Consider the following 23,861-nt stretch of genomic DNA (forward strand, 5'->3'; position numbering starts at 1 on the left):
CGTTTGATTGGGCCTTTTTCTTTTTTGCGCCTCCGCCGCTTATGCGAGCGCCGTCTCGTGGAGGTGCAGCCAGATGATTTTCTCTTCCTGCAGACGGAAAAGAACCGTCGACCAGCGTGCGGTGTCCGTTTTGCCGGGTAAAGCGTGGGTTTCCCGATAGAGCACCGCTGCGCCATCGCGCCATTCGGCAAGTATGGCGGCATTGTCGATGACAATCTTCAAGCCCGGGCGGCTGGCGCGAGCCCCGTGAAAAAAAGCGCTGACCGACTGATGGTCCATGCGCATACCGTTTATCGGGATCATGCTAAATTCCGGGCTAAAGCGATGCAGCAGCGCTTCGGCGCTCCCTTCCCCCTGATTCAGCCAGTGTTCTATAGCCACGTGGGCCGCAATAACTTCCGCAATATAGCGATTCATTTGTTCTCCATTTTACCGTGCAGGCGCATGATTAACGCCCGGTTATCGAATTTAAGGCAGCCCAGCAGCGGCACCAGGGTCAAAACGGCGGCGGCGATAAATACGCCGCGCCACGCCAGCGGGGTGGGCCAGTAAAGTAAAAAAGCGCTCAGTAAAGCTGCCAGTAGCGCAGATCCTATCAGGAAACTGAGCTGGCGATTGAGGTTCCACAGCGCGCTGGCGTCCGGCATATCGGGGTTCGCCACGTTAAGAAACGCGCTGCTCTGGGCCGTACTGCTGCACAGGCTGCCGCCTGCGCCCATCAGGATAAACGCCGCGATCAGCGCGCTGCTGGCGGTATGCGCATTGACGCCAGCCAGGATGAGTATTCCGGCTGCCTGGAGAAGGCAGCCCAGCGCAATCAGGGGGCGGGGGCCGAGACGATTGAAATAGCGACCGGTCGTCGCGATCGCCACAAACGAGGCCAGCGACCACGGAAGCATCAGGGAGCCGATGGCGGAGGGCGCCATCCCCGTCACGCTTTGCAAATAAAACATCCCGACGACATTGATGCCAATAAAGGTCCCCGGCACGCAGAGATAGACCAGCATAGAAAAGCGCAGCAGCGGGTCGCGCAGTAACGAGAGATGTAAAAAGCCGCCCGACCGCGCGACGCTCTTCTCATCCTTGAGCCACAGCGCGGCCAGCCCGAAAGTCAGCAGCGCTATCGGCAGGCTGGCAAAGAAAACCCAGCGCCAGCTCAGCGATTGCACCAGCGCTCCGCCGAGCGCCGGAGAGCACGCCGGCGCCAGCAGCCCAACCAGCATCACCGCGGCGGAAAGTTTCGCCCGTTCGTGAGGCTTGAACTGTTGCCAGGTTAACGCCTGTCCTAGTGGAATCAGCAGCCCGCCGCCCATCCCCTGCAGGGCGCGCCACATGACGAGGCTTATCAACGAGTCGGCCATCCCGGCAGCCAGCGCCCCGAGGCTAAACAAGCTAAGCGAAAGCAGGAATACCCGCCGGGCCCCAAACTGCTGGCTGAGCCAGGCGCTAAACGGCAGCACCAGGGTGAGCCCGGCAATATAGCCATTGCTGACCCACGCCAGCTCGCCCACCGACGCGTGTAGCGTCCGGCCCATCGCCGGAAAGGCGACGCTGGCGATAAACATATTGATTAAGTCGAGAAAGAAACCCAGCAGAAAAACGGTTGCGACCTTGCTGCGATACGTCATTGATGAAATCCCCCGTGAAGGCCGCTACTGTAAACCTCAATATCAGGGCGAATAAACACGACATTCGCAGATATACTGTCGGAAATTTTTTGACAATGGGCGGCGCGATGCTGAACCTGCAGCGGATGAACATGTTTGTGGCGGTAGTCGATAGCGGGAGTTTTACCGCAGCGGCGGCGGCTCTGGGGCAGACCAAGGCGGTGGTGAGTTTCAACGTCCGCCAGCTGGAGAACGAACTGGGGGTCACGCTGCTATTGCGATCGACCCGTCGCCTGACGCTTACCGAAGCCGGTTCGCTGTTCTATCATCGCGGGGTCGCGCTGCTGAAAGCGGCGGAAAACCTGCAGGACGACGTCCGGGGCAGCCACGTGGGGTTGTGCGGCGAGCTGCGGATCACGACGACGCCTGAATATGGCGCGCAGGTGATTATTCCGGCGCTGGCGGAGTTCAGCCTGCGGCATCCTGCGCTCCGCGTACGCCATGTTTCCTCTTCTCACCACGCGGATTTAATCTCCGAGCGGTTTGACGTGGCGATTCGTCTCGGCACGATGGCGGATTCGCGCTACCGCGCGGCGCTGATATCACGCTTTGCCATCGTCCCGGTTGCAGCCCCGTCATGGCTGGCGCAGCATCCTGTGAAGACGCTTGAAGATCTGGCGCAATCGGCGTGGATTATTCATGAACGTCTGACCGCGCCGCTCCGCTGGCAGCTTAGCGGGCCCCATGACGAGAGCATTGCCTTCGAGATTAAACCGGCGCCGCGGCTGTCGGCGGATAGCGCCAGCGCGCTGATGGCTTTTGCGCTGGCGGGCAGCGGCATCGCGCTGCTACCCGAGTGGCTGGTGGCCGCTGCGCTGGCGGACGGCGCACTGGTGAAGGTGATGCCGGAGTTTAGCTTTCCGCCCCAGGGGGTATATGCGGTTTACCCGGACGCGCAGCATATCCCTGCCAGAGTGCGGGCGTTTATTGATTTTTTACGCGAACGCGTGGGTTAACGCTGCTGTTCTTGCGCCATCAGCTTGTGGATGATTTGCGAAAACTGCTGGCGCTCCTCATCGCTCAGCCGACCTAAAAACTCTTCGTCGACGGCGTGACCCAGCGGCATTGAGCTTGCCAGTAGCGCTTCGCCTTCTGCGGTTAAATAGACAAACCGACGGCGTTTGTCCGCCGGGTCGTGTTCGCGACGAACCAGACCGCGGCTCTCCATTCGGCTCAGCATCTCCGCCAGCGTCGCTTTGGTGCTGACCGCCGCTTCCGTTAACGTCACCTGTTCAATGCCGGGATGCTCGGCAATGGAACGCATCACCGCATACTGCGGTTTGGTGAGGTCCGGCAGCTCAAGCTGCCAGCGGGCGGTGTGCTGCTGAAAAAGCTGGCGCAGCAGGTGGAACGCCTCGTTTTTTAACTCCATGACCACTCCATAAAAAAACCGTCGGTTCTATGATAGCCGTTCGGAGGGCGTTTGAGCATTTTTCCTGTTTTGATGAAAAATGCGGCCGTGTACGAACGAACTTGCAAGAAAAGCGTATCAAGCGTAGCTTTAATAAAAATGTTCGTACACGAACGATTTGCGAGGCGATGATGAAGCTAATAGTCGGGATGACCGGAGCGACGGGCGCTCCGCTGGGGGTTGCGCTACTGAAAGCGCTTCGTGAGATGCCGGAAGTGGAAACGCATCTGGTGATGTCAAAGTGGGCCAAAACCACCATTGAACTGGAAACGCCGTACAGCGCTCGTGACGTGGCGGCGCTGGCCGATTTCTCGCATAGCCCGGCGGATCAGGCCGCCATCATCTCATCAGGTTCATTTCGTACCGACGGCATGATCGTTATCCCCTGCAGTATGAAAACGCTGGCCGGTATCCGTGCCGGTTATGCCGAGGGGCTGGTGGGGCGGGCCGCGGACGTGGTGCTGAAAGAGGGGCGTAAGCTGGTGCTGGTACCGCGCGAAATGCCGTTGAGCACTATCCATCTGGAAAACATGCTGGCTCTGTCGCGCATGGGCGTGGCGATGGTACCGCCCATGCCCGCCTATTACAACCATCCCAAAACCATTGAGGACGTCACTGACCACGTTGTCACGCGGGTGCTGGATCAGTTCGGTCTGGAGTATCACAAAGCGCGCCGCTGGAGCGGGTTACGGGCGGTAGAGAGTATTTCACAGGAGAATGAATAATGGCTTTTGATGATTTGCGCAGCTTTTTGCAGGCGCTGGACGACCAGGGGCAACTGCTGAAAATTAGCGAAGAAGTGAACGCGGAGCCGGATCTGGCCGCGGCGGCAAACGCCACCGGGCGCATCGGCGATGGCGCTCCCGCGCTGTGGTTTGACAATATTCGCGGTTTTACCGATGCGCGCGTGGCAATGAACACCATCGGCTCCTGGCAGAACCACGCTATCTCGCTGGGTCTGCCGCCGAATACGCCGGTGAAAAATCAGATCGACGAATTTATTCGTCGCTGGGATAAATTCCCGGTGACGCCGGAGCGGCGGGCAAACCCGGCGTGGGCGGAAAATACCGTCGACGGCGAGGCGATTAATCTGTTCGATATTCTGCCCCTGTTCCGTCTCAACGACGGCGACGGCGGCTTTTATCTCGACAAAGCCTGCGTGGTCTCTCGCGATCCTCTCGACCCGGACAATTTTGGCAAGCAAAACGTCGGCATTTACCGTATGGAGGTGAAGGGTAAACGTAAGCTCGGCCTGCAGCCGGTACCGATGCATGATATCGCTCTGCATCTGCACAAAGCGGAAGAGCGCGGTGAAGATCTGCCGATCGCCATTACCCTGGGAAACGATCCGATTATTACCCTGATGGGCGCTACGCCGCTGAAATACGATCAGTCGGAATATGAGATGGCCGGCGCGCTGCGCGAAAGTCCGTATCCTATCGCCACCGCGCCGCTGACCGGCTTTGACGTGCCGTGGGGCTCAGAGGTGATCCTCGAAGGGGTGATTGAAAGCCGCAAGCGCGAAATCGAAGGCCCGTTCGGAGAATTTACCGGCCACTACTCCGGCGGCCGTAATATGACGGTGGTACGAATCGATAAAGTCTCTTACCGCAGCAAACCGATCTTCGAGTCCCTCTATCTCGGCATGCCGTGGACCGAGATCGACTATCTGATGGGCCCGGCCACCTGCGTGCCGCTGTATCAGCAGCTGAAGGCCGAGTTCCCCGAGGTACAGGCCGTCAACGCGATGTACACCCACGGCCTGCTGGCGATTATCTCCACCAAAAAACGCTACGGCGGCTTTGCCCGCGCGGTAGGCCTGCGGGCGATGACCACGCCGCATGGTCTGGGCTACGTGAAGATGGTGATCATGGTTGATGAGGACGTCGACCCGTTCAACCTGCCGCAGGTGATGTGGGCGCTGTCGTCGAAGGTCAATCCGGCCGGGGACCTGGTGCAGCTGCCGAATATGTCGGTACTGGAGCTCGATCCAGGCTCCAGCCCGGCGGGGATCACCGACAAACTGATTATCGACGCCACCACCCCGGTTGCGCCGGACCTTCGCGGCCACTACAGCCAGCCGGTACAGGATCTCCCTGAAACGAAAGCCTGGGCTGAAAAATTGACCGTCATGCTGGCCAACCGTAAATAAGGAGAAAAAGATGATTTGTCCACGCTGCGCCGATGAACATATTGAAGTGCTGGCAACATCGCCGGTAAAAGATGTCTGGACGGTATTTCAGTGCCAGCACTGTTTCTACACCTGGCGGAATACTGAACCGCTACGCCGCACCAGCCGCGAACATTATCCTGAAGCGTTCCGCATGACCCAGAAGGATATTGATGACGCGCCGATGGTGCCGCATATTCCGCCGCTGCTGGCGGAGGATAAACGATAAAATAAACGGGCCCGCTCAGTCGGGCCTTTTTTATATTTAATGAATCAATGAGAAATCTGTAGCCATTAAATTTTTAAATATGAAAAAAGGTTAATAGAGCAGATACGTTTGCGAGCCATCTTCCAGTTTATAATAAAATCAACGGGTTTGATAAATTACTGATAAGCTTCGCGGCCGGGAAAATATAGAATAGCGGCGGGTGCTTGAGGCTATCTGGCTTTGAGCATTGACAAGGATTCAGATAGACGAAAGCCCCAGGAGATATTTCTATCAACTGAGGCTGACGAATGAACCTGAACAATTCAGATGTTAGTCTCTTCTTTGCAGGGAGGCAAGACATGCTAACAAAATATGCCCTTGTGGCAATCATCGTACTGTGTTTTACGGTACTGGGATTTACGCTTATGGTGCGCAGCTCGCTGTGCGAGCTAAGTATTAAAGAGCGTAGTATGGAGTTTAAAGCTGTTCTCGCTTACGAATCGAAGAAATAGCATCAGCGCGGGGGCAACCCCGCGTATTGGTTGTCAGGATGCATCCTCTCGCACCCAGTTTGCATTTGTTAAAACGGCAGCACCGCAGGGCGCTGCCGTTTTTTCACGTTAAACGAGAACTACACCAGGCTCTTCAGGCGATAGATCCACTCCAGCGCCTGGCGCGGAGTCAGCGAATCCGGGTCAAGATTTTCCAGCGCTTCAACCGCGGGTGAGGTCTCTTCCGGAGCGGAAAGCAGCGACATCTGGGTACCGTCCACCTGCGTGGCGGCAGCGCTCGGCGCAATGCTTTCCAGCTCGCGCAGCTTCTGCCGCGCGCGTTTAATCACCTCTTTCGGCACACCGGCCAGCGCGGCAACCGCCAGACCGTAGCTCTTACTGGCCGCGCCATCCTGCACGCTGTGCATGAAGGCGATGGTATCGCCGTGCTCCAGGGCATCAAGATGGACGTTGGCCACGCCTTCCATTTTCTCCGGCAGTTGGGTCAGCTCGAAGTAGTGGGTGGCAAACAGGGTCAGGGCTTTGATCTTATTCGCCAGATTTTCCGCGCAGGCCCACGCCAGCGACAGGCCATCGTAGGTCGAGGTGCCGCGACCAATTTCATCCATCAGCACCAGGCTATGCTCGGTGGCGTTATGCAGAATATTAGCGGTTTCGGTCATCTCTACCATAAAGGTTGAGCGGCCGCTGGCCAGGTCATCCGCCGCGCCGACGCGGGTGAAAATACGATCGATAGGGCCGATGTCGACTTTTTCCGCCGGAACGTAGCTGCCGATATACGCCAGCAGGGCGATCAGCGCGGTCTGGCGCATATAGGTACTTTTACCGCCCATATTCGGACCGGTGATAATCAGCATTCTCCGCTGCGGGGCGAGGTGCAACGGGTTGGCGATAAACGGCTCTTTCAGCACCTGCTCAACCACCGGATGGCGGCCTTCGCTAATCCGAATGCCCGGCTTATCGCTGAAGGTCGGGCAGCAGTAGTTGAGGGTCTCCGCGCGCTCGGCGAGGTTCACCAGCACATCGAGCTCCGCCAGCGCGCTGGCGCTTTGCTGCAGGTCGCCAAGATGCGGCAGCAGCATATCAAAAAGCTCATCGTACAGCTGCTTTTCCAGCGCCAGCGCCTTCCCTTTGGAGGTCAGGACTTTGTCTTCATACTCCTTCAGCTCAGGAATAATATAGCGCTCGGCGTTCTTGAGGGTCTGGCGACGGACGTAGTGGATCGGCGCGTGCTGGCTCTGGCCGCGGCTAATCTGGATGTAGTAGCCGTGGACGGCGTTGTAGCCCACCTTCAGCGTATCCAGCCCCAGACGCTCGCGCTCGCGAACTTCCAGTCTGTCGAGGTAATCGGTAGCGCCATCGGCCAGGCCGCGCCACTCATCGAGTTCCGCATGATAGCCGGGGGCGATAACGCCGCCGTCGCGAACCAGTACCGGCGGCGCATCGATAATCGCCCGTTCCAGCAGTTCGCGCAATTCGCTAAATTCTCCCATTTTTTCCCGGAGCCGCTGCACCGGCGCGCAGTCGACGTCGGCCAGCATGGCGCGCAGTGTCGGCAGCTGCTGGAAAGCGTGACGCATACGCGCTAAATCGCGAGGGCGGGCGGTGCGCAGCGCCAGGCGCGCCAGAATACGTTCGAGGTCGCCGACCTGACGCAGCACCGGCTGTAGTTCGGTGTAATGTTCCTGCAGCGCGCCGATGGTCTGCTGGCGCTCTACCAGCACGGTGGTGTCGCGCGCCGGCATATGCAGCCAGCGCTTCAGCATACGGCTGCCCATCGGGGTGACGGTGCAGTCGAGTACCGAGGCGAGGGTATTTTCAAAGCCGCCGGCCAGGTTCTGGGTTATCTCCAGATTGCGGCGCGTGGCCGCATCCATAATGATGCTGTCCTGCTGGCGTTCCATCGTGATGGAGCGGATATGCGGCAATGACGTGCGCTGGGTGTCTTTGACATACTGCAGTAGGCAGCCGGCGGCGCACAGGCCGCGCGGGGCGTTTTCAACGCCGAAACCAACCAAATCGCGCGTGCCGAACTGGAGATTGAGCTGCTGGCGCGCGGTGTCGATTTCAAATTCCCACAGCGGACGACGGCGCAGGCCGCGGCGACCCTCAATAAGCGACGACTCGGCAAAATCCTCCGCATACAGCAGCTCGGCGGGGTTGGTGCGCTGGAGCTCGGCGGCCATCGTTTCGCGGTCGGCGGGCTCGCTCAGGCGAAAACGTCCGGAGCTGATATCAAGGGTGGCGTAGCCAAAACCTTTGCTGTCCTGCCAGATGGCGGCCAGCAGATTGTCCTGGCGTTCCTGCAGCAGCGCTTCATCGCTGATAGTGCCGGGCGTCACAATACGGACGACTTTGCGTTCAACCGGCCCTTTGGTGGTAGCCGGATCGCCAATCTGTTCGCAAATAGCCACCGACTCGCCCTGATTAACCAGTTTGGCCAGATAGTTTTCCACCGCGTGGTGCGGGATCCCGGCCATCGGAATCGGTTCGCCCGCGGAAGCGCCGCGCTTCGTCAGCGAGATATCCAGCAGCTGCGACGCGCGTTTCGCATCGTCGTAGAATAGTTCGTAGAAATCACCCATCCGGTAAAACAGCAGAATCTCCGGATGCTGGGCTTTCAGCTTGAGATACTGCTGCATCATTGGGGTGTGAGAATCTAAGTTTTCTATTGTACTCATCGGTTTGTGATGTCCATTTTCTTTATTTTTAATGAGTTAGTGATTTTTTTTGGTTATCATTAGGTTTCACATTGTCTCATCGAATATCATGAAATCCTACATTTAAATGTAGGTTAAAGTGTAGCTTGCCAACCTATGGCTTGGTAAAATATGGGCATATACAGCGCAACCTACATTTATGTTCATGACTGCATAAGGTGCATGATAACGGAGTCTTTATGGTAGGAAAACAAGAGGGAAAGCCACTTTCGTTTAAAGCGGTAGAAATGATGAAGCCTGGCGACAAAGATAAGGCTGACGTAGGCGAAAATCGTGGCTTACGTGTTTCCTGTGGAGCAACTGGAGTTAAGTCTTTTTTCTACCGTTACACAAGTCCTCTGACTGGCAAGCTTGCTCAGGTTAAAATTGGTAACTTCCCGCAGACTTCTCTCGCCGCTGCACGTCTTAAACTTCACGAATTAAAGCTTCTCCGACAGGAAGGTCGGTGTCCTGCGTCAGAGCTTAAGCATGATAAGCTCCAGCGTGCGATTGAAGCTGAACAGGCTAAGATCCCTGAATTGACCGTACAGGGATTAGTTGAATTGTATCTTACTGAACGTATTGAGGATCGTAAAACGAAGGACGGGAAGGTCATTCCAGGTGCCAGAAAGCCGAAAGGGCAGGCTGAGGTTCGTCGAACTCTCTATGGTGACGCTGTTAAAAGCTTCGGAACCCGGAATGCTGCTGAGATTACGCGCCAGGATGTCATTAATTTAATCAATGGCATTGTAGCCCGAGGTGCAACCGTACAGGCAGGGAATGTACTGAGGGAGCTTTCACTCGCATATGAATTTGCAATTGGCCTTGGACGTTTTGATGATAGTTTTGCGAATCCAGCGCTGTTAGCAAAATCCAGCTTACGACAGACCAGAATCAAGCTCACAAATGGACGTGGAACACGAGTACTGAGCGAGGATGAACTTGCAAAATTTCTTAAATGGCTTCCGGGTTCGGCTTATACGCCAACGATCAAAAACGTGTTACGTCTGACCCTCTGGACCGGGTGTCGTACCGGTGAAGTCTGCAATATGGCATGGAAGGATGTTGATCTTGAAAAAGGCACCATTCATCTTAGAGAAACCAAGACTGGGGTAGAGCGTTACGTTCAATTATCGGATCAAGCGATCGACTTTCTCAAGGTTCTACGGCTTACCTCTGACAAATATCTATTCCCTTCGCAAGCCACGAAGAAGCCAATCCAGCAGAAGTATCTAACTGAAAACTCATGGCGTTTACGTGAAAGCGGCCAAATGCTTGATATACCTCATTGGACACCCCACGATCTACGTCGTACAGTGCGGACAGGATTATCCCGCTTGCAATGTCCAAATGAGGTGGCTGAGGCCATACTGGGGCATACGCGCGGTGGTGTTGAGGGTATTTATAACTTGTATAAGTATGACGCTGAGTGCCGGAAGTGGTTGCAAGTGTGGGCTGATTATTTAGACAAAGTTAAAATTTAAACTGCACCTTGAAATAATACTGTTCCGACTTTAATAGGTTAATTTTAAATAGTCGATGAATCCTTGTTTTTGAGCATTTGAGTGCGCTCTTATGCGGCTATAAATATTCGAGCTAGTAGAGAGTAAAACATTAGCCAAAAACTATTGCCTTAGAGGTCCCGTTTGGTATGGCGACACAACAAATTCAATTGAAAACCGTTCATGAACTACGCACTTTCCTTGCAGATGGACGGCCCCAACGCTTTTTCATCCCAGCCTATCAGAGAGGGTACCGTTGGTCCTCGTTCCAGATAACCCAGCTTTTGGATGACATTCACGAGTTCACTCAGCGACCCAACCCTCAGCCTCAGGAGTTCTACTGCTTACAGCCCTTAGTAATCAAATCGCGGCTACAAGGGGACTGGGAGGTAGTAGATGGTCAGCAACGGCTGACCACACTTTTGTTGGTCCTTCGTCACTTTAACGAACGTTTAGCCGAGCGATTCCGTCAGCCACTCTATAAGCTGGATTATGAAACTCGCCCCAAACTGCCGGCCTTTTTAGAAGAGCCTTCCTCTGAACTAGCGGAGACTAACGCTGACTATTTTCATCTTTATCTAGCTATGCAGACCATAGAGGACTGGTTTGCTCGACACGAGAGTGAGGTGGAAACGATCAAGGCTGCGATAATAAACCAGGTCAAGCTCATCTGGTTCGAGTTGGCAGAAGGAGATCATCCGGTTGAGGCTTTCACCAGGCTGAATGTAGGTAAGATACCGCTAACATCAGACGAACTTATCCGCGCGCTGTTTCTGCGTCGAAGCACCGGTGCCAGTGCTGATCCCACAAGCGCTCAGTTACGCATAGCCTATGAATGGGACCAACTGGAAAAAGCCCTCCAAAACGATGCTTTTTGGTACTTCATAAGCAACAAGCCAGCTCCTGCTCAGAACCGCATTGGCCTATTGTTTGAACTGGTTGCGCAAGAAGACGGTTTATCGCAGTTATGGCAGTATGACACCTATGCAACATTTCATCATGTCAATGGGCGGCTCAAGGCATCCGGTGCCAGCGTTGAAGACGAGTGGGCACGCATTAAGTCCAGCTTCCTGCAATTAGAAGAATGGTTTGAGGATCGTAGGCTCTTCCATATGGTGGGTTTTCTGGTTCATCAATGTGTCGGAATCAACGAAATCCGCAAACTGGCGCAAGGTACGACTAAGAGCAGTTTCGAGCTGACTTTGCGTTGTAAGATCTTCCACCTCGTTACAGGTGATGCGCTGTCTGTTCCTGTGAGCGAGGAGGTTGTACGAGAGCGCCTGTCTACACATATGGATGGACTCAGCTACGATCGTAAGTCGAGCCACGGCCGCATTCGTGCTTGGTTGCTTCTATTCAACCTCGCAACCTTGTTGCAAGATGTGCGCTCAAATCTGCGTTTCCAGTTCGACAGTTTCAAGACCCAGTGCTGGGATATCGAGCATATTCGCTCCGTTAGCGATGACAGGCCTGGCCGTACGGACGCGCAAAGGACCTGGCTGGAACATTGCCTTAGATTTCTCGCTACACAAGGCTCGAATGATGCTTTATATGAAGAGATTAAGATCAACTTAGTTGACCAAGCATCTTCTAAGCTTCCTGAAGAGTTTGACGAACTGTATGACAGAGTGCTGGAGTTTTTTTCCGAAGCGGGGGAGTGGGAGGAGGAGCATGGTTTGTGCAATCTGACTCTGCTGGATGAACATACCAACCGTAGTTACGGCAATGCTGTGTTTGCGGTAAAGCGCCAGAGATTACTATCCTTGGATCAGGCCGGTATTTTTGTGCCGCTGTGCACCCGCAACATTTTCCTGAAATGCTACAGCCCCCAGGTGGGCAATGCCCTGTTCTGGGCTGAGCATGACCGAGAAGCTTACGAAATAGCCATGCTGGATACACTCACTCACTTTTTCTGCGGCAGCAAAAGGGAAATTCAATGAACCTAGGCCAACAAATCACCTACATTCAGCTGCTGCAACAGCATACACATATCCAAATCCCGATTATTCAGCGTGACTACGCCCAAGGCCGGCCTGATGAGCAAGAGGTTCGTGATACTTTCCTTGCCGCACTGGAAGATGCTCTGCTCAAGCCCACTCATGACGTCAGCTTGCCGCTAAATTTAGACTTTATTTATGGCAGTGTTGAAGAATGCCAAGGAAAGACACAGTTCCTCCCTTTAGACGGGCAGCAGCGTTTGACCACCTTGTTTCTGCTTCATTGGTATTTGGCATGGCGCGATAGCGCCTGGGAAGAATTTACAGCATTGTTCGTGGCAGAGGGAAAGTCTCGTTTCCGCTACGGAGTTCGGCCTAGTAGTAATGATTTTTTTGACCAGTTGGTGGTGTATCGTCCAACCGAAGCTGTGGACGAGGTGGTTTCGCTTGCGGACATTGTATGCGATCAACCTTGGTTTTTCCGAAGCTGGCTACGCGACCCCTCTATCCAGTCTGTTCAAGGAATGATGGACGCCATCCATGAGCGCTTTGCAACCCATTCGAACTTATTCGCTAGACTAGTAGACGAAGCTCGCCCAGCTGTCACATTTCAACTCCTAGGTCTGCATGACTTTGGCCTCTCGGATGACCTTTACATCAAGATGAATGCCCGGGGAAAGCCTCTCACTGAGTTCGAAAACTTCAAGGCTCGTTATGAGCAGTTGCTTAAAACTAAGTTTGTAGATCGCAGGTTTTATATTGGTGACAGCTCATTTCCCATCCATGAATACGTGTCCATCCAACTGGACACGCATTGGGGAGACTTATTCTGGCAATTTCGTGACAAAGAAAGCAACCTATTTGATCAAGCTTTCCTTCGCTTGTTTAGGGTGGTGGCTTTGGTAACGCGAGACTCAGGGGGAGAAGCATTCAATAAAGATACCGAGCTGTTGCGCAATATATATAGCACATTGTCATTCCAAGACTATCACCACCGAGATTGGCTTGATGAGCGTTTTTCTACGTCGCTTATTTATTTGCTGGATACGTTACACGCAGAAAAAAATAGATTGTACACGGGGTTGCTAAACGATCAGTTCTTTAATGAGTCATCCATACTAGGCAAAATTATTAGTCCGTACTTCACCTCCCTAAGCTATAGCGAAGCGGTGCAGTTCGCGGCCTATGTGGGCTATCTCCACAAACATGAGGGCAAGCCTGGGCCAGAGGCATTCCATCACTGGATGAGAGTTATCAAGAATCTGTCAGTGAATACTACCTATAACCGGGTAGATGATTTCCGGCGTAGCGTTGAAAGTGTAAATGCACTTTTGATTCATGCAGATAGTATTCTGGAGTATCTAGCGAATCCAGACAACTCTGTGGATGGCTTCAATAGGCTTCAAATTAACGAGGAGCGCATCAAGTGTGCATTGATACTAGCCCATGAAGGGTGGGGGCCTCTTATCCAAACAGCGGAGGTACATGGATACTTTGCTGGACAAATTGACTTCCTAATAGAGTACTCAGGTGTAGCGGACCAGTTTAAAATGGTAGCTCCCTGTGACTGGACCGCTGACCAACATCTTGAGCTCCAGCATGCCTTTGAGCACTACTGGAGCTGGGCTCATGCTACCTTTTCGAATGTTGGCTTAAAGGAATTAGGTGCGTACTATTGGCTGCGGGCTCTTTTGAGTTTAGGGGACTGCTTGCTGCCAAAGGGAAAAAATCAGTCCTTCTTAGTTGATCGTGCAGATGATGAAGCCAGCTGGAAGCGATTCTTACGCTCTGAAGGAAAACGCGGTCTGCTGAAAAATCTGTGGGACCGAATGAATCCACATATTGACTTGTCGAATCAACTACAAGATGTCATTTCTAGTGCGCCCCTGAGTGAGGACTGGCGACGATTGATTGTCGATACTCCGGCAGTCATCAAGTTTTGTGAAGCTCGAGCCCTTCGCGTTGAGTCTAACGAGAGGGTTTACATACTAAAGCGCAGTCAACTTAATGGTGAACATGCCGAGTTGCTCACATTCTGCCTTTATCAGAAACTTAGGGATAAATTGCAAGCTTTTAACAATTTAAATATAACTTATATGACCGCAGTCGGTACTGCCTTCTGCCCTTATATCAGACTGATCTGCCTTCAGACTGAGTGGTGGCCTGAATTCAGCATCGTCGCAGAACGCAGCCAATTCATCATAAGTACATTGTTACCTACAAAGGAAATTGACCCACAAATTGGTGCCACGCTTAGAGACATTTTTCACTTCCAAGAAAATGATTATTTTCAGATAGCGACGGACAGCCGTGATGTTGAACATGTGTTGGCGCAGCTAAATGGATACTCTGTGAGTTGCTAGCTGTTGTGGTTGTATGGACTGACCCCATTAAGTTGGTCAGTCCACCGATCCTTTATACGGTTTACCGCCGCTCTTGAAAAAGGGACAATTCATTTGCTCATTTGCGAGAAACCAACACAGTAGTCAAGCCCTCCCTACGCTCAGCTATCGGATCAAGCGATCGACTTTCTCAAGGTTCTACGGCTTACCTCTGACAAATATCTATTCCCTTCGCAAGCCACGAAGAAGCCAATCCAGCAGAAGTATCTAACTGAAAACTCATGGCGTTTACGTGAAAGCGGCCAAATGCTTGATATACCTCATTGGACACCCCACGATCTACGTCGTACAGTGCGGACAGGATTATCCCGCTTGCAATGTCCAAACGAGGTAGCTGAGGCTATATTGGGGCATACGCGCGGTGATGTTGAGGGGATTTCTAACTTGTATATGTATGACACTGAGTGCCGGACATGGCTGCAGGTATAGGCGGATTACGTAGATGAATTACTATAATTTTCTGATTGTAAAAAGAATTATGCGGATAGAGTAACCTTAGCGCTGAACTCACCATGGCTGTTTGGGCGTTGTTAGGAAGTACATTGGGCCATCATAGGGCATGAAGTAGCGCTCGCCCCATAGAGTCTTGGAAATAGGAGAATAATTGTGAAGCTATGTCTGACCATTGGGGTTTCGAAAGCACCTCCGCTTTCATATTTGCCTGGAGCGATTACAGTTGCTAATGAAATGGGGGATTGGGCGAGGAATACCGGATTTGTGACGGAGGTTATTACTGATGAAAACAACATACCTGTCACAATAGATCGCATCAAAAAAATTCTTCTCAAAATGCTTCCAATAAACGACGAGGTGGAACTTTTTATTTTACATTTTGCAGGGCATGGATTTCGTGACGGTGCAGAACAAAACATTTGGCTTCCTAGTGATTGGCACCAAGAACTGCGTGCTATATCTGTGGAAGCACTGAAGTCACGGCTTTACAGGCATGGAATAAAAAGCTTATCGATTTTTGGCGATGCGTGCCGGTCGCTACCTTCAGATATTGAAACAGCAGATATTTGCGGTGATCCGGTTCTTCCTCGAGGACCTTATGAGGTTTCTATCCCTGCTATTGCTCGTTTCAATGCTGTTGTGGATGGTCAGCAGGCGTACATGCTCAAAGGAGATAATATTGCCCCATCCCGATGCGTTTTTTCTACGGTTTTGCTCGAAGGTCTGTGTGGTCTAAAGGACGAAGCGTTTGATAAGTATATTCCGGATAGTGTGATTCCTGACTCGCTTGCATCATTCTCTTCGGAACGATTAAAGGAGATTAGCGAAATATACGATTTGAATTTTTCTCCCGATTTCGCCCCCGGTTTCCCCAGAGATCATGCAATTTATTTCCTTCGTAACAAAGGGGCTAGTAATGTAGTTCTGCCAAAATGGCCAGAACCGCGTTCAAAATATCAACTGCATGATAAAAATGAAGAAGATATACAGGCTGGAATCTCTGGAGTTAACACTAAAATATTTAAGCGGCATGTCCTAGATAGCTTATTTCTGCACCTAAACCCTGATATGCCGAAATTCAATTTGGCTATACGTGGTGCTGTGCCCAAAAAAGTATGGAGTACATCTTCAGTCGAAAGATACTCGAATGATGATGATGGAGCAACGTATTATGTTGATGTCGCTGCCGAAAATGCCGTTCAAATTCTTGTAGAGTTTGAAGATGCTGTTTTTGCATCGGCGGTAGTGTATGCAGATCTCACTACGGTGATAAGTCGTGATATCAGTGGGGGCATCAGTTGGGCTTGCACTTCTGGAATGGCTTTAACTACTAGGCGTTTGCGCTCGTTTATTGCCACGATAGAGAATCTTCAAGCAGGCAATCTTACGGCTGATAAAGTAGACAATATAGCGGCGCAGTTACGTTCAGATAAGCACGCTAATCCAACATTGGGCGCCATTTCAAGCTATTTGTACGATTATACAGGAGATGTGGATAGCATACGCCGTATGGCCTATTTTTATATCCAGCATAATCAACCTATTCCTTTCGACGTGGCCTTTATGGGACTCCTTTCATTTAAAAAAATAGGGCTTCACGAGACGTTGGTAAAAGTTCCATCAGTAAAGGCACGAGCTCGATCTAACGCGAACGATATGTTTCCACGCTGGGTTACTGGAGCTACTCATGAGAGAATGGGAGTGGTTGCTGGGCTATGGCCTTGGCTCCGTCAGGGGTGGGTATTCATGGATGAACCTGAACCTCAAGAAAAAGCTGTGGCGGAAGAAATAAGTAATATTGCTACATTTTTACTACCTTCACCGTTTACTTCATTCAGTGCAACAGGAGGAAGAATGTTGATTGAAAAATTCCATCTGGAGGTAAGTAATTGAACGTGTTGATGATTCATGGTATCGGGCAAGAAGCATCGACTAAAAATGAGCTTCTCGAAAAATGGACAGCATCTCTCCATAGTGTTCAACCTGGCTTGCTAGGGAGTTCCTCAATTGAAATGGCATATTACGGCGAGATTCTTGCCAACTGGACAACAGGCAAGACAAAACAAGCAGTTGCATTGGGGGAAGGGAGTATTGAAGTTGATATGGGCAATGCCGATGAACTGAAATTCCTCAGCACTGTTTTAAACGAGTTTGCCATTAAAAATAATATAGACGAAGCCCAAATTGCTGTTGCAGAAGGCGGCATTGTACCTATGGATAATGCTATCGTAAGGCGGCTTGTAGGGCTGGCTCGCTTGGTTGAAAAACTCGCTCCGGATAAAGGTAATCTTCTGCTTCGACTGATAAGACAGGGGCATACTTATCTTTCGTCACCAGGGGCTGCAAAAGCGGTTGATGACATTGTACGCCCTCTTTTGCTCAGGACTCCACAGGTCTTAATTACTCACTCACTCGGTACCGTTATTGCTTTTAAATTACTACGAGAGATGGAAAAAAAAGGGGAAGGTATTAAAATTCCACTTCTTATCACCATGGGTTCACCTCTTGCTTTAGAGGCTTTCAAAGCAAAACTTGGCCCGCCGCGTCGTAAACCTGTTTTTGTCGAAAGATGGGAAAACTTCTATGATCCATCAGATTTCGTTACTCTAGGTAAACCGTTGGATGAGAAAAATTTCGCTAGCGATATCTTTAACGATGGTACGGTCGATAATAATACTTTCAATGCTCACGGAATTGTTGGTTATCTCCCCCATCAAGGGGTCGTCAATGCGCTGAAACGTGTTTTATAATATCCTAATCGCAATCGTTGATAGCAGGACGATAAGGCCAGAGAAAATGGCGTCTTCTAGACTGAAGAAGACGCTTATTACGGACTATTATATAAACGTATAACTCTCTGTTTGTTCACTTCGTCAGTTTCATTTCCTGACGAACCATTTTCATATAGTTAATAACGCGTTCTTCCAGTTCCTGCTTGAATGTTTCCGAATAAATGAAATCGACATTGTCTTTTTCTGTACATGCAATGAATGCCTTAGCTAGAAATCCAACCAATTGATCGTATTTTCTGATGAATGGGATTGTAAAGCTACCGTGTACTCCTTTTACTTTGATAATAAAGCAAAGAAATTCCCCCACAAAGCTTATATCTTTACATTCATCTTTAACAAAAGTGCTCTGGAAGCAAGTTACAGGAAAAATGGTGAAGGTCCGATCATTTCGAGTTGTATATTCATCCTCCTCCTCATCTTGGCAGATTTCCACACTTCTAATTTTTAGATGATTATCTTGATAGGTAGACCTGAGTAAGAATTTTGGATGATCGACCTGAAGTGTACCATCAGCGTTAAATTCAGCTTCTGCGTAAGCGTAAACTACATCAGATATCTTTTGGAACTGGCCATTATAGTATGACACAAGCTCGAATCCCCCACCGAACAGGTCAATAATACTTTCGGACTCAAATTGATCTTCATATTCTTCAATCAGGTGGTTTGCAAACTGCTGGAGTGCCATACATGTACCATGCACAACTATATCGTCTTCTGGTATATCGAAAACAGCAATAGGAAACTGCTTATAGTAATTTTTAGCATGCTCTGCCCCTGAACCACCGACATGTAGTTCAAAATACTTATTGGATATACTTGGCTCAGCACCGAAGTTTGTGAGCTTGATTTCATTATCCTCAACACTGAGCACGATTGCAGTTAATGCTAATTTATTGATCTGGTTTTTAATTAGAGTATCAATAAAACGTTTTCCTGTTAATTTAATTTTCTCCGCAAGGAGTTTATCGATTAGATATGTTGCTTTGATTATTTCATTAACGCTACCGGCAAAAGCAACGGCGAAGTATTTGTTCACAACAAGGATTTTTTGGCATAGTCCAACGACTGTGTGTGTCATTAATGGAGTACTATCAACAGAGGGGCTGAATGATGGTATCTGAAAAGGGCTTAACGGGGTGTTTTTGGAGCTGGTAAGAAGAATGTCTGCCTGAAGAAAACCGCCGTTCTTTAAGCGATACCCTGCGATCATTGTCATATTTAATGCACCTAAATAAATGATAAAAATAGATTATATCATCACGTGCATTCAAGTTGGCTGATCTTACCCAACAATAGTGGACACGCGACTAAGTGAGTAAGCTCTCAATCAGAAGTAGCTAACATGACAAAGTCCGTATCAACCAGCAAGAGGCCCCGTAAATAGTACTCCCCTGAGTTTCGTCAAAAAGCCCTAACGCTTGCCGAACGCATCGACGTGGCCACCGCTATCCGCGAACTCAGTCTATACGAATCGCTCAGTGTCAGCATAGTTGTCGCCCCGTTTGAAAATGAACCTGAAAGTGACAGAGTGACAGATGAAACGTATTTGCCCGGAACGAAAGGCCAGCCGAAGCAAGGCTTGTGGATCTCGGTCTGCAGCTCGTCTCATTTCTTATAGTCCGGGCGTCGGTTTCCCGTATCGGATAACGTATGTTCATCGTCTTTCCTTAGGTGAAATCCCTCAAAACCGTAATCATCGCCGGGAGTTAAAAAATGGAAGTAGAATTTAACGTAACTGTATTGCGGTATATGCAAAAATGGCAGCTCAGCAGGGATCATCCCTAGTGTGACATCTTCCAAGCCTGAAGAATGACGACAAAATCGACTACAATTGTACCTTGCACACTACATCGGCTAAATCTTGTTTAGTGTCGACAGCTGTTGCGATTGTACTGACTATACATGTGCCTGGCCGATGAGAATTGATAATGAAAGGAGCGTTAGCAGGAAGACCTTTTTCTGATAAAGTTGCCGGGTGTATAGCGAACCAATATAAATCGGCAATAGCCATAATAGTGAATGTGATAATCTTTTTCATGGGGTTTCCTTCTGGGACAAAGCATCAATTACTTACCCAAAAGGAACCCTGATGTTAACTAAGGTGATTATAAACCAGATACGTTTATATAGAACTGACCATTATTATCAGTTTTCTGTATATCATAGGTTATTGGTAGTTCGGTCGTGTTCGGCAGTTTTGATTGTTCATCTGTCATGGTCATTTGAAGACTGGCTGCGCACTGATAAGTATCGACAGAAGAGTCATAGTGCGTTGTTCTGACCTTAATAACCTTCAGTATCAAGCTATCGGTATTACCGGGAACCATGCCTTCCAACTGAGAGTTTCTGAGTTGCTCAAATTGTTTTTTAATCTGTTTGTGAGCAATATCCACAACCAGATTTTTTGCATCATCACTACTGCATTTTGGCGTTCTCTTGCCGCAGCCAGCCAGCAAACCAGCAGCTATTAATACCAGAAGCATTGTTCTTTTCATCTAAGATTCCTTCGCTAATTAAGGCACATTTACTTCTTATTAAATAGACCATCCATTGCGCCTGCCGCAGAAGCCCCGCAGTATTCTTCGCAACCACGAGTCATCACGCTGGCCTTACCGTTTTTCAGTTCACTAATTACTGCAACACACTGACTGGTATTGTCATTCCAGACCCAGCGACGCTTCTGGCTTTCTCCGGCAGCTATTTGCTGTGCCGTTCCCTCTATATTGCATACGCCCGAACTATCCCCCGTTGAGGCATTAATGTTGAACTCAGCATTACTCTTTCCCGGACTCAGGGTTAGAACCGCTCCGGGTTTTACGTACTGCGTTGCCGCGGCTGGAAGTGCTATGGTTACCATTAATAAAACCAACAATTTTCTGTTCATTAGTTCATTCCCTGTTAAGTGATACGGATGTTTTTGGTGATTTTCCCCAGTGCCAGTGGTCTGCGTTTTTCCACATAGAAATAAACGACGTTAAATGCGGACTTGCGGTGATTGCCTCGACCGAGAGAGGGCCAGTTGCGGAAGGATTCGATCTGTTCTTCTGAGTAGGGCGTGTCAGAGAAATCAAACAGCACAAGCAATGCTTTGCCGTCGTGCTTCATCAATTTCTTTACTTCTGTACTGTTGACGGTCGCGGAGACATTGGAACGTGCCGCAGTTGGTTTACGTACTGCAAACTCAACGGCTACATCATCAATGACAAAATCAATGTAACCGTGTCCGGTTACAGTTCCTGGCAGCTTGCTTTTTACTTCCGGTGAGACATTATCTGCAAACCAACCCAGCAAATAGCAACGTACCAGAGGCAGTAATTCCCGCTCGCTACATTCGTTCAGACGCAGGGTTTTGACAAATTCTCGCCGGTAAAGAGAACTAAAAAAATACTCAAAACATTCCGTTATTTCAGTGATGGTGGTTGCCATGACTGCATCCTTTACCTGCTTTTAGGTCCAGTTTTAAGGGCATACCTTTCCGGCCACAATGTTTCCGGTGTGGTATCCAGAGCCCCGGCAATAATGCGCTCAGCTCTGGGATAATGACGCTCTAAGGCGTTATTTAATGTCCGTGGCGCAAGGCCGTGACTGCGTGACAGTGACGCCAGCGTTAACCCTCGCTTGTGAAGTGCTGCCACAATATCGGCACGATGCCAGTTCCCTGAACTTCCTTTGCTTTGCTTTTTCTGCGATGCTGTTGAGTTACGCACAGTATTAACTCCATGGAATCAGTACATGGATATTAAATGCGAATAAAAGATACCTTTTCAAGTTCTTTTTGTATCTATTTATGGGTTTTCATATTAACGCATTGATATCTGGTGAAATTTATATGAGCAGCAAGAAAGCAGTATCGTCTATACCGACCCATCCTGAAGCTTCTGTTGAAGAGGGAAAAGACTGGCTGACAGCAGAGGAATTCACTCACATTGAGGGGATGCCGGGCACTGCGCGTGGCGCCAGGATGCGCCTGGAGAAGCTGGCATCTCTGCACCCGGAAATACGTCGTAAAAGGACTGCCGGGAAAGGCGTGGTTTACCATATCAGCGCAGCCACAATGTCGCTTGATGATGAGAGAAACAGGGCTAGGGGTGAAGCGTTTACTCTCACCGACAGCGATCGCCAGCTTAGCCTCTGGATACAGTTGTATCGCAATATGTCGCCAGCTTCGCGGGCGCAACTGATGGAGCAGGCCCTTAGGATGGTAAAAGATGATCTGATGTCTAAGGGGCCTGAAGTTTCTGAGCTGGCGGTACAAATCATGAAGCTGCCCGAAGATAAGCGTAAGAGCCTCTTTGAAAAGCTGAATGGGAAGGTGTGATAACGTCAGTTTTCCGCCATGCCAGACAGAAGGAACCACACCGGAATCCTGACCTGTCTGACATGGCAGAATGGAAAGTATGCCATCACTTAATAATGAATAAAAACCTATTGTCAGTTATTTCATTTCTGAACTACATATTAGTTTCTCGTTGTTACTATTTGCATTGAAAGCATATTTTTGATATAATACTATTGCTGATGAACTATATTTTACCCAGTCAGTACGTTGTCATGCACTTACCATTTATTCGGTGATTAAACCCCACCTGTGCTGGTGCAGACATAACGTCTTATCATAATATGTTGAACAGGAAAATCACTGATGAATATTCTCCATCAGGAAGGGCTAGCTATGCCCGTCGATCAGGAATTAATAAATATCATATTAAATGAAGCGGGAAATCCACTGCCGCATAAAGCCAGAATTACAGCCGTCAGTCTGTTATTTAAAGACCTGAGTTACAGTGCTGAAAAGGGCGGTTACCATCCTGTCGAAATACGGCTTATTTCACGCAATGATGAATGGTATTTCGATTACATTACCGACTTCAGTTATATAGGAGTGGTTTACCCCGAACTGGAAAAGGAAATTGATATCAGCTGGAGTCAGCAATATGTCTTTCTGGCTCATGTTGGTGATCTGTCTGTTAATGCCGGAAGGGAGTTGTTTGAACTCTGGCAATCCAACTTTATTCAGTATCACGCCATGAACGTCTACACCATTACCGTCCTGTGGGAAAGCTAATCCTTCTGCACTAACTATCACTACTTTATGGGGAATTATCTGTGACGACTGACAGAGGGATACGTGCGTCTCAACAGGGCGAACTGGACTGTCTTTGCGGTGCTTATTGCGTGGTTAACATGCTGAGCTGGCTGTATGACGGCAGGGTGAAACGACGCCCGTTAATGAACTGGCTTATTCAGACTTATCAGCAGCGCTGGCCTTTGCATGAATGGCTGACTGAAGGAATTGAAGAAGACTGCTTAGACTGGTTAATAGCTCAGGTGTTGCAGAAAGGGCATTACCGCCGCCAGTTCCCGGTTGAAATCACCAGACCCTTTGCAGGGAAGCGGGGGTTAACAGACGGGCGGCTGTTCAGGGAAATGCAGCGGTTTCTTGACGTCACTGACCACTCTCGCCTGATTATGCTCAGCGACCAGTTTCACTGGTCCCTTCTGGTCAAAATGGACGAAGAAATGCTCTGCTTCTTCGACAGCAACGGGCGAACCACCATGCCCCGTAAAGCTTTCTCCCTGCGTACTGGCGTAACCCGCCGCCAGCTGTTTCCAGACGCCATTTACTTCATTGAACGGGAGTTCTGACATGACCATGTTTACCCAGCGTGAAACCCGTATCCTTGACCAGGCGCGTGACATTATCAGCCGGTACTACCAGCGTGGCGTTCAGCTCTGTTCCCCTGATGATGTTCGGCGGTGCGTAATGGTTGAGCTGGCACCGCTTGAACATGAAGAGTTTGGCATCATCCTGCTCGATAATCAGAATCAGCTGCTGCACCGCGAAATCCTGTTCAAGGGTACGTTAAACTCGGTCAGCGTTCACCCCCGTGAAGTTATTAAGCGTGTACTGAAACATAACGCCGCCGCAGTCATCCTTGTCCACAACCACCCCAGCGGCGAGCCTGAACCCAGCCGGTGTGACATCCAGTTGACCAAAAAGCTTCAGGAGCTGCTGGAGATGCTGGATGTGCGGTTACTTGATCACTTTATCGTGGCAGGAACTGAAACGGTGTCGATGGCTGAGCGAGGACTGGTGTGATGCTGAAA

24 protein-coding genes and 1 pseudogene are annotated in these 23,861 nt (G+C 50.1%); 15 read left to right on the forward strand and 10 right to left on the reverse strand.

The features are described from left to right. Window positions 1–39: 39 nt before the first annotated feature. Window positions 40–417, reverse strand: a complete 378-nt coding sequence (locus GUC22_RS05145) for a DUF4440 domain-containing protein (protein WP_154932884.1) — start codon at window positions 415–417, stop codon at window positions 40–42. Continuing rightward, window positions 414–1,628 (reverse strand): MFS transporter, encoded by a 1,215-nt coding sequence (locus GUC22_RS05150; protein ID WP_024358489.1) that lies wholly within the window; start codon window positions 1,626–1,628, stop codon window positions 414–416. Before GUC22_RS05150 ends, GUC22_RS05145 begins: the two co-directional genes overlap by 4 nt. Window positions 1,629–1,735: 107 nt before the next feature. Here GUC22_RS05150 and GUC22_RS05155 point away from each other — a divergent pair, with 107 nt between their 5' ends. Continuing rightward, window positions 1,736–2,623 (forward strand): LysR family transcriptional regulator, encoded by an 888-nt coding sequence (locus GUC22_RS05155; RefSeq protein WP_154932889.1) that lies wholly within the window; start codon window positions 1,736–1,738, stop codon window positions 2,621–2,623. Here the strand turns inward: GUC22_RS05155 and GUC22_RS05160 are convergent. Continuing rightward, the gene (locus tag GUC22_RS05160) at window positions 2,620–3,039 is read right to left on the reverse strand and encodes a MarR family winged helix-turn-helix transcriptional regulator (RefSeq protein ID WP_004137348.1); all 420 of its coding nucleotides are present in this window, start codon (window positions 3,037–3,039) and stop codon (window positions 2,620–2,622) included. The genes GUC22_RS05155 and GUC22_RS05160 overlap by 4 nt on opposite strands. 170 nt (window positions 3,040–3,209) lie before the next feature. On the opposite strand from GUC22_RS05160, the gene GUC22_RS05165 reads away from it, so the two are divergent. The 4 genes from GUC22_RS05165 to GUC22_RS05180 all read left to right on the forward strand — a co-directional run bounded on the left by GUC22_RS05165 (window position 3,210) and on the right by GUC22_RS05180 (window position 5,968). After that, on the forward strand, window positions 3,210–3,803 hold the full coding sequence (locus GUC22_RS05165; protein WP_024358487.1) for a non-oxidative hydroxyarylic acid decarboxylases subunit B: 594 nt from the start codon (window positions 3,210–3,212) through the stop codon (window positions 3,801–3,803). Beyond that, window positions 3,803–5,230, forward strand: a complete 1,428-nt coding sequence (locus tag GUC22_RS05170) for a non-oxidative hydroxyarylic acid decarboxylases subunit C (RefSeq protein ID WP_160183382.1) — start codon at window positions 3,803–3,805, stop codon at window positions 5,228–5,230. The genes GUC22_RS05165 and GUC22_RS05170 overlap by 1 nt, the downstream gene beginning before the upstream one ends. A 10-nt stretch (window positions 5,231–5,240) precedes the next feature. Next, window positions 5,241–5,477, forward strand: coding sequence for a non-oxidative hydroxyarylic acid decarboxylases subunit D (locus tag GUC22_RS05175; protein ID WP_004853596.1), 237 nt, complete (start codon window positions 5,241–5,243; stop codon window positions 5,475–5,477). 338 nt (window positions 5,478–5,815) lie between these two features. After that, complete coding sequence (locus GUC22_RS05180) at window positions 5,816–5,968, forward strand: Hok/Gef family protein (RefSeq protein ID WP_160183876.1); 153 nt, start codon at window positions 5,816–5,818, stop codon at window positions 5,966–5,968. Between the two features lie 119 nt (window positions 5,969–6,087). On the opposite strand, the gene mutS is transcribed toward GUC22_RS05180, so the two are convergent. Continuing rightward, the gene (gene mutS / locus GUC22_RS05185) at window positions 6,088–8,649 is read right to left on the reverse strand and encodes a DNA mismatch repair protein MutS (protein WP_160183383.1); all 2,562 of its coding nucleotides are present in this window, start codon (window positions 8,647–8,649) and stop codon (window positions 6,088–6,090) included. A 218-nt stretch (window positions 8,650–8,867) separates the two neighbouring features. On the opposite strand from mutS, the gene GUC22_RS05190 reads away from it, so the two are divergent. The 6 genes and pseudogenes from GUC22_RS05190 to GUC22_RS05215 all read left to right on the forward strand — a co-directional run bounded on the left by GUC22_RS05190 (window position 8,868) and on the right by GUC22_RS05215 (window position 17,711). Further along, window positions 8,868–10,151, forward strand: a complete 1,284-nt coding sequence (locus GUC22_RS05190) for a tyrosine-type recombinase/integrase (RefSeq protein WP_160183384.1) — start codon at window positions 8,868–8,870, stop codon at window positions 10,149–10,151. A 167-nt stretch (window positions 10,152–10,318) separates the two neighbouring features. Then, window positions 10,319–12,109, forward strand: a complete 1,791-nt coding sequence (locus GUC22_RS05195) for a DUF262 domain-containing protein (RefSeq protein ID WP_160183385.1) — start codon at window positions 10,319–10,321, stop codon at window positions 12,107–12,109. After that, window positions 12,106–14,469 (forward strand): DUF262 domain-containing protein, encoded by a 2,364-nt coding sequence (locus GUC22_RS05200; RefSeq protein ID WP_160183386.1) that lies wholly within the window; start codon window positions 12,106–12,108, stop codon window positions 14,467–14,469. The genes GUC22_RS05195 and GUC22_RS05200 overlap by 4 nt, the downstream gene beginning before the upstream one ends. Before the next feature lie 72 nt (window positions 14,470–14,541). Next, window positions 14,542–14,937, forward strand: a pseudogene (locus GUC22_RS05205) (tyrosine-type recombinase/integrase); the annotation flags it as partial. 177 nt (window positions 14,938–15,114) lie between these two features. After that, window positions 15,115–16,854, forward strand: a complete 1,740-nt coding sequence (locus GUC22_RS05210; RefSeq protein ID WP_160183387.1) for a caspase family protein — start codon at window positions 15,115–15,117, stop codon at window positions 16,852–16,854. After that, window positions 16,851–17,711: a hypothetical protein gene (locus tag GUC22_RS05215; protein ID WP_160183388.1), complete on the forward strand. Its 861-nt coding sequence runs from the start codon at window positions 16,851–16,853 to the stop codon at window positions 17,709–17,711. Before GUC22_RS05210 ends, GUC22_RS05215 begins: the two co-directional genes overlap by 4 nt. 115 nt (window positions 17,712–17,826) lie before the next feature. Here the strand turns inward: GUC22_RS05215 and GUC22_RS05220 are convergent, their stop codons facing one another. From GUC22_RS05220 to GUC22_RS05250, 6 genes are all read right to left on the reverse strand, one after another. Next, on the reverse strand, window positions 17,827–18,969 hold the full coding sequence (locus GUC22_RS05220; RefSeq protein ID WP_100662795.1) for a hypothetical protein: 1,143 nt from the start codon (window positions 18,967–18,969) through the stop codon (window positions 17,827–17,829). Window positions 18,970–19,578: 609 nt separating this feature from the next. After that, window positions 19,579–19,791 (reverse strand): hypothetical protein, encoded by a 213-nt coding sequence (locus GUC22_RS05230; protein ID WP_114443941.1) that lies wholly within the window; start codon window positions 19,789–19,791, stop codon window positions 19,579–19,581. Between the two features lie 67 nt (window positions 19,792–19,858). Continuing rightward, entirely contained in the window at window positions 19,859–20,248 is a 390-nt protein-coding gene (locus GUC22_RS05235) for a hypothetical protein (protein ID WP_160183389.1), read from the reverse strand. 29 nt (window positions 20,249–20,277) lie between these two features. Further along, entirely contained in the window at window positions 20,278–20,637 is a 360-nt protein-coding gene (locus GUC22_RS05240; RefSeq protein WP_160183390.1) for an acyl-CoA dehydrogenase, read from the reverse strand. A 14-nt stretch (window positions 20,638–20,651) separates the two neighbouring features. Continuing rightward, window positions 20,652–21,179 carry a hypothetical protein gene (locus GUC22_RS05245; RefSeq protein WP_160183391.1) on the reverse strand — a complete coding sequence of 176 codons (528 nt, stop codon included), beginning with the start codon at window positions 21,177–21,179 and terminating at the stop codon, window positions 20,652–20,654. Window positions 21,180–21,190: 11 nt separating this feature from the next. Further along, on the reverse strand, window positions 21,191–21,460 hold the full coding sequence (locus GUC22_RS05250) for a helix-turn-helix domain-containing protein (protein WP_024154144.1): 270 nt from the start codon (window positions 21,458–21,460) through the stop codon (window positions 21,191–21,193). A 122-nt stretch (window positions 21,461–21,582) separates the two neighbouring features. Between GUC22_RS05250 and GUC22_RS05255 the strand changes: the two genes are divergently transcribed. From GUC22_RS05255 to radC, 4 genes are all read left to right on the forward strand, one after another. Continuing rightward, the gene (locus GUC22_RS05255; protein ID WP_201746405.1) at window positions 21,583–22,071 is read left to right on the forward strand and encodes a hypothetical protein; all 489 of its coding nucleotides are present in this window, start codon (window positions 21,583–21,585) and stop codon (window positions 22,069–22,071) included. 354 nt (window positions 22,072–22,425) lie between these two features. Then, a complete protein-coding gene (locus tag GUC22_RS05260) occupies window positions 22,426–22,818 on the forward strand; it encodes a DUF2787 family protein (RefSeq protein WP_160183878.1) in 393 nt (130 codons plus the stop codon). Between the two features lie 119 nt (window positions 22,819–22,937). Continuing rightward, window positions 22,938–23,399, forward strand: a complete 462-nt coding sequence (locus GUC22_RS05265; protein WP_160183879.1) for a hypothetical protein — start codon at window positions 22,938–22,940, stop codon at window positions 23,397–23,399. 1 nt (window position 23,400) lies between these two features. Beyond that, on the forward strand, window positions 23,401–23,853 hold the full coding sequence (radC, locus tag GUC22_RS05270) for a RadC family protein (RefSeq protein WP_160183392.1): 453 nt from the start codon (window positions 23,401–23,403) through the stop codon (window positions 23,851–23,853). Window positions 23,854–23,861 lie beyond the last annotated feature (8 nt).

It is taken from the genome of Klebsiella sp. MPUS7 (assembly GCF_009905335.1).
In the GTDB taxonomy this organism is placed as follows: Bacteria; Pseudomonadota; Gammaproteobacteria; order Enterobacterales; family Enterobacteriaceae; genus Klebsiella; species Klebsiella grimontii.

Excerpts from the sequence above, each read along its gene's own strand:
- GUC22_RS05145 (WP_154932884.1), bottom strand. The coding sequence starts at position 417 with ATGAATCGCTATATTGCGGAAGTTATTGCGGCCCACGTGGCTATAGAA.
- GUC22_RS05150 (WP_024358489.1), bottom strand. The coding sequence starts at position 1,628 with ATGACGTATCGCAGCAAGGTCGCAACCGTTTTTCTGCTGGGTTTCTTT.
- GUC22_RS05155 (WP_154932889.1), top strand. The coding sequence starts at position 1,736 with ATGCTGAACCTGCAGCGGATGAACATGTTTGTGGCGGTAGTCGATAGC.
- GUC22_RS05160 (WP_004137348.1), bottom strand. The coding sequence starts at position 3,039 with ATGGAGTTAAAAAACGAGGCGTTCCACCTGCTGCGCCAGCTTTTTCAG.
- GUC22_RS05165 (WP_024358487.1), top strand. The coding sequence starts at position 3,210 with ATGAAGCTAATAGTCGGGATGACCGGAGCGACGGGCGCTCCGCTGGGG.
- GUC22_RS05170 (WP_160183382.1), top strand. The coding sequence starts at position 3,803 with ATGGCTTTTGATGATTTGCGCAGCTTTTTGCAGGCGCTGGACGACCAG.
- GUC22_RS05175 (WP_004853596.1), top strand. The coding sequence starts at position 5,241 with ATGATTTGTCCACGCTGCGCCGATGAACATATTGAAGTGCTGGCAACA.
- GUC22_RS05180 (WP_160183876.1), top strand. The coding sequence starts at position 5,816 with ATGCTAACAAAATATGCCCTTGTGGCAATCATCGTACTGTGTTTTACG.
- mutS (WP_160183383.1), bottom strand. The coding sequence starts at position 8,649 with ATGAGTACAATAGAAAACTTAGATTCTCACACCCCAATGATGCAGCAG.
- GUC22_RS05190 (WP_160183384.1), top strand. The coding sequence starts at position 8,868 with ATGGTAGGAAAACAAGAGGGAAAGCCACTTTCGTTTAAAGCGGTAGAA.
- GUC22_RS05195 (WP_160183385.1), top strand. The coding sequence starts at position 10,319 with ATGGCGACACAACAAATTCAATTGAAAACCGTTCATGAACTACGCACT.
- GUC22_RS05200 (WP_160183386.1), top strand. The coding sequence starts at position 12,106 with ATGAACCTAGGCCAACAAATCACCTACATTCAGCTGCTGCAACAGCAT.
- GUC22_RS05220 (WP_100662795.1), bottom strand. The coding sequence starts at position 18,969 with ATGACAATGATCGCAGGGTATCGCTTAAAGAACGGCGGTTTTCTTCAG.
- GUC22_RS05230 (WP_114443941.1), bottom strand. The coding sequence starts at position 19,791 with ATGAAAAAGATTATCACATTCACTATTATGGCTATTGCCGATTTATAT.
- GUC22_RS05235 (WP_160183389.1), bottom strand. The coding sequence starts at position 20,248 with ATGAAAAGAACAATGCTTCTGGTATTAATAGCTGCTGGTTTGCTGGCT.
- GUC22_RS05240 (WP_160183390.1), bottom strand. The coding sequence starts at position 20,637 with ATGAACAGAAAATTGTTGGTTTTATTAATGGTAACCATAGCACTTCCA.
- GUC22_RS05245 (WP_160183391.1), bottom strand. The coding sequence starts at position 21,179 with ATGGCAACCACCATCACTGAAATAACGGAATGTTTTGAGTATTTTTTT.
- GUC22_RS05255 (WP_201746405.1), top strand. The coding sequence starts at position 21,583 with ATGAGCAGCAAGAAAGCAGTATCGTCTATACCGACCCATCCTGAAGCT.
- GUC22_RS05260 (WP_160183878.1), top strand. The coding sequence starts at position 22,426 with ATGCCCGTCGATCAGGAATTAATAAATATCATATTAAATGAAGCGGGA.
- GUC22_RS05265 (WP_160183879.1), top strand. The coding sequence starts at position 22,938 with ATGCTGAGCTGGCTGTATGACGGCAGGGTGAAACGACGCCCGTTAATG.
- radC (WP_160183392.1), top strand. The coding sequence starts at position 23,401 with ATGACCATGTTTACCCAGCGTGAAACCCGTATCCTTGACCAGGCGCGT.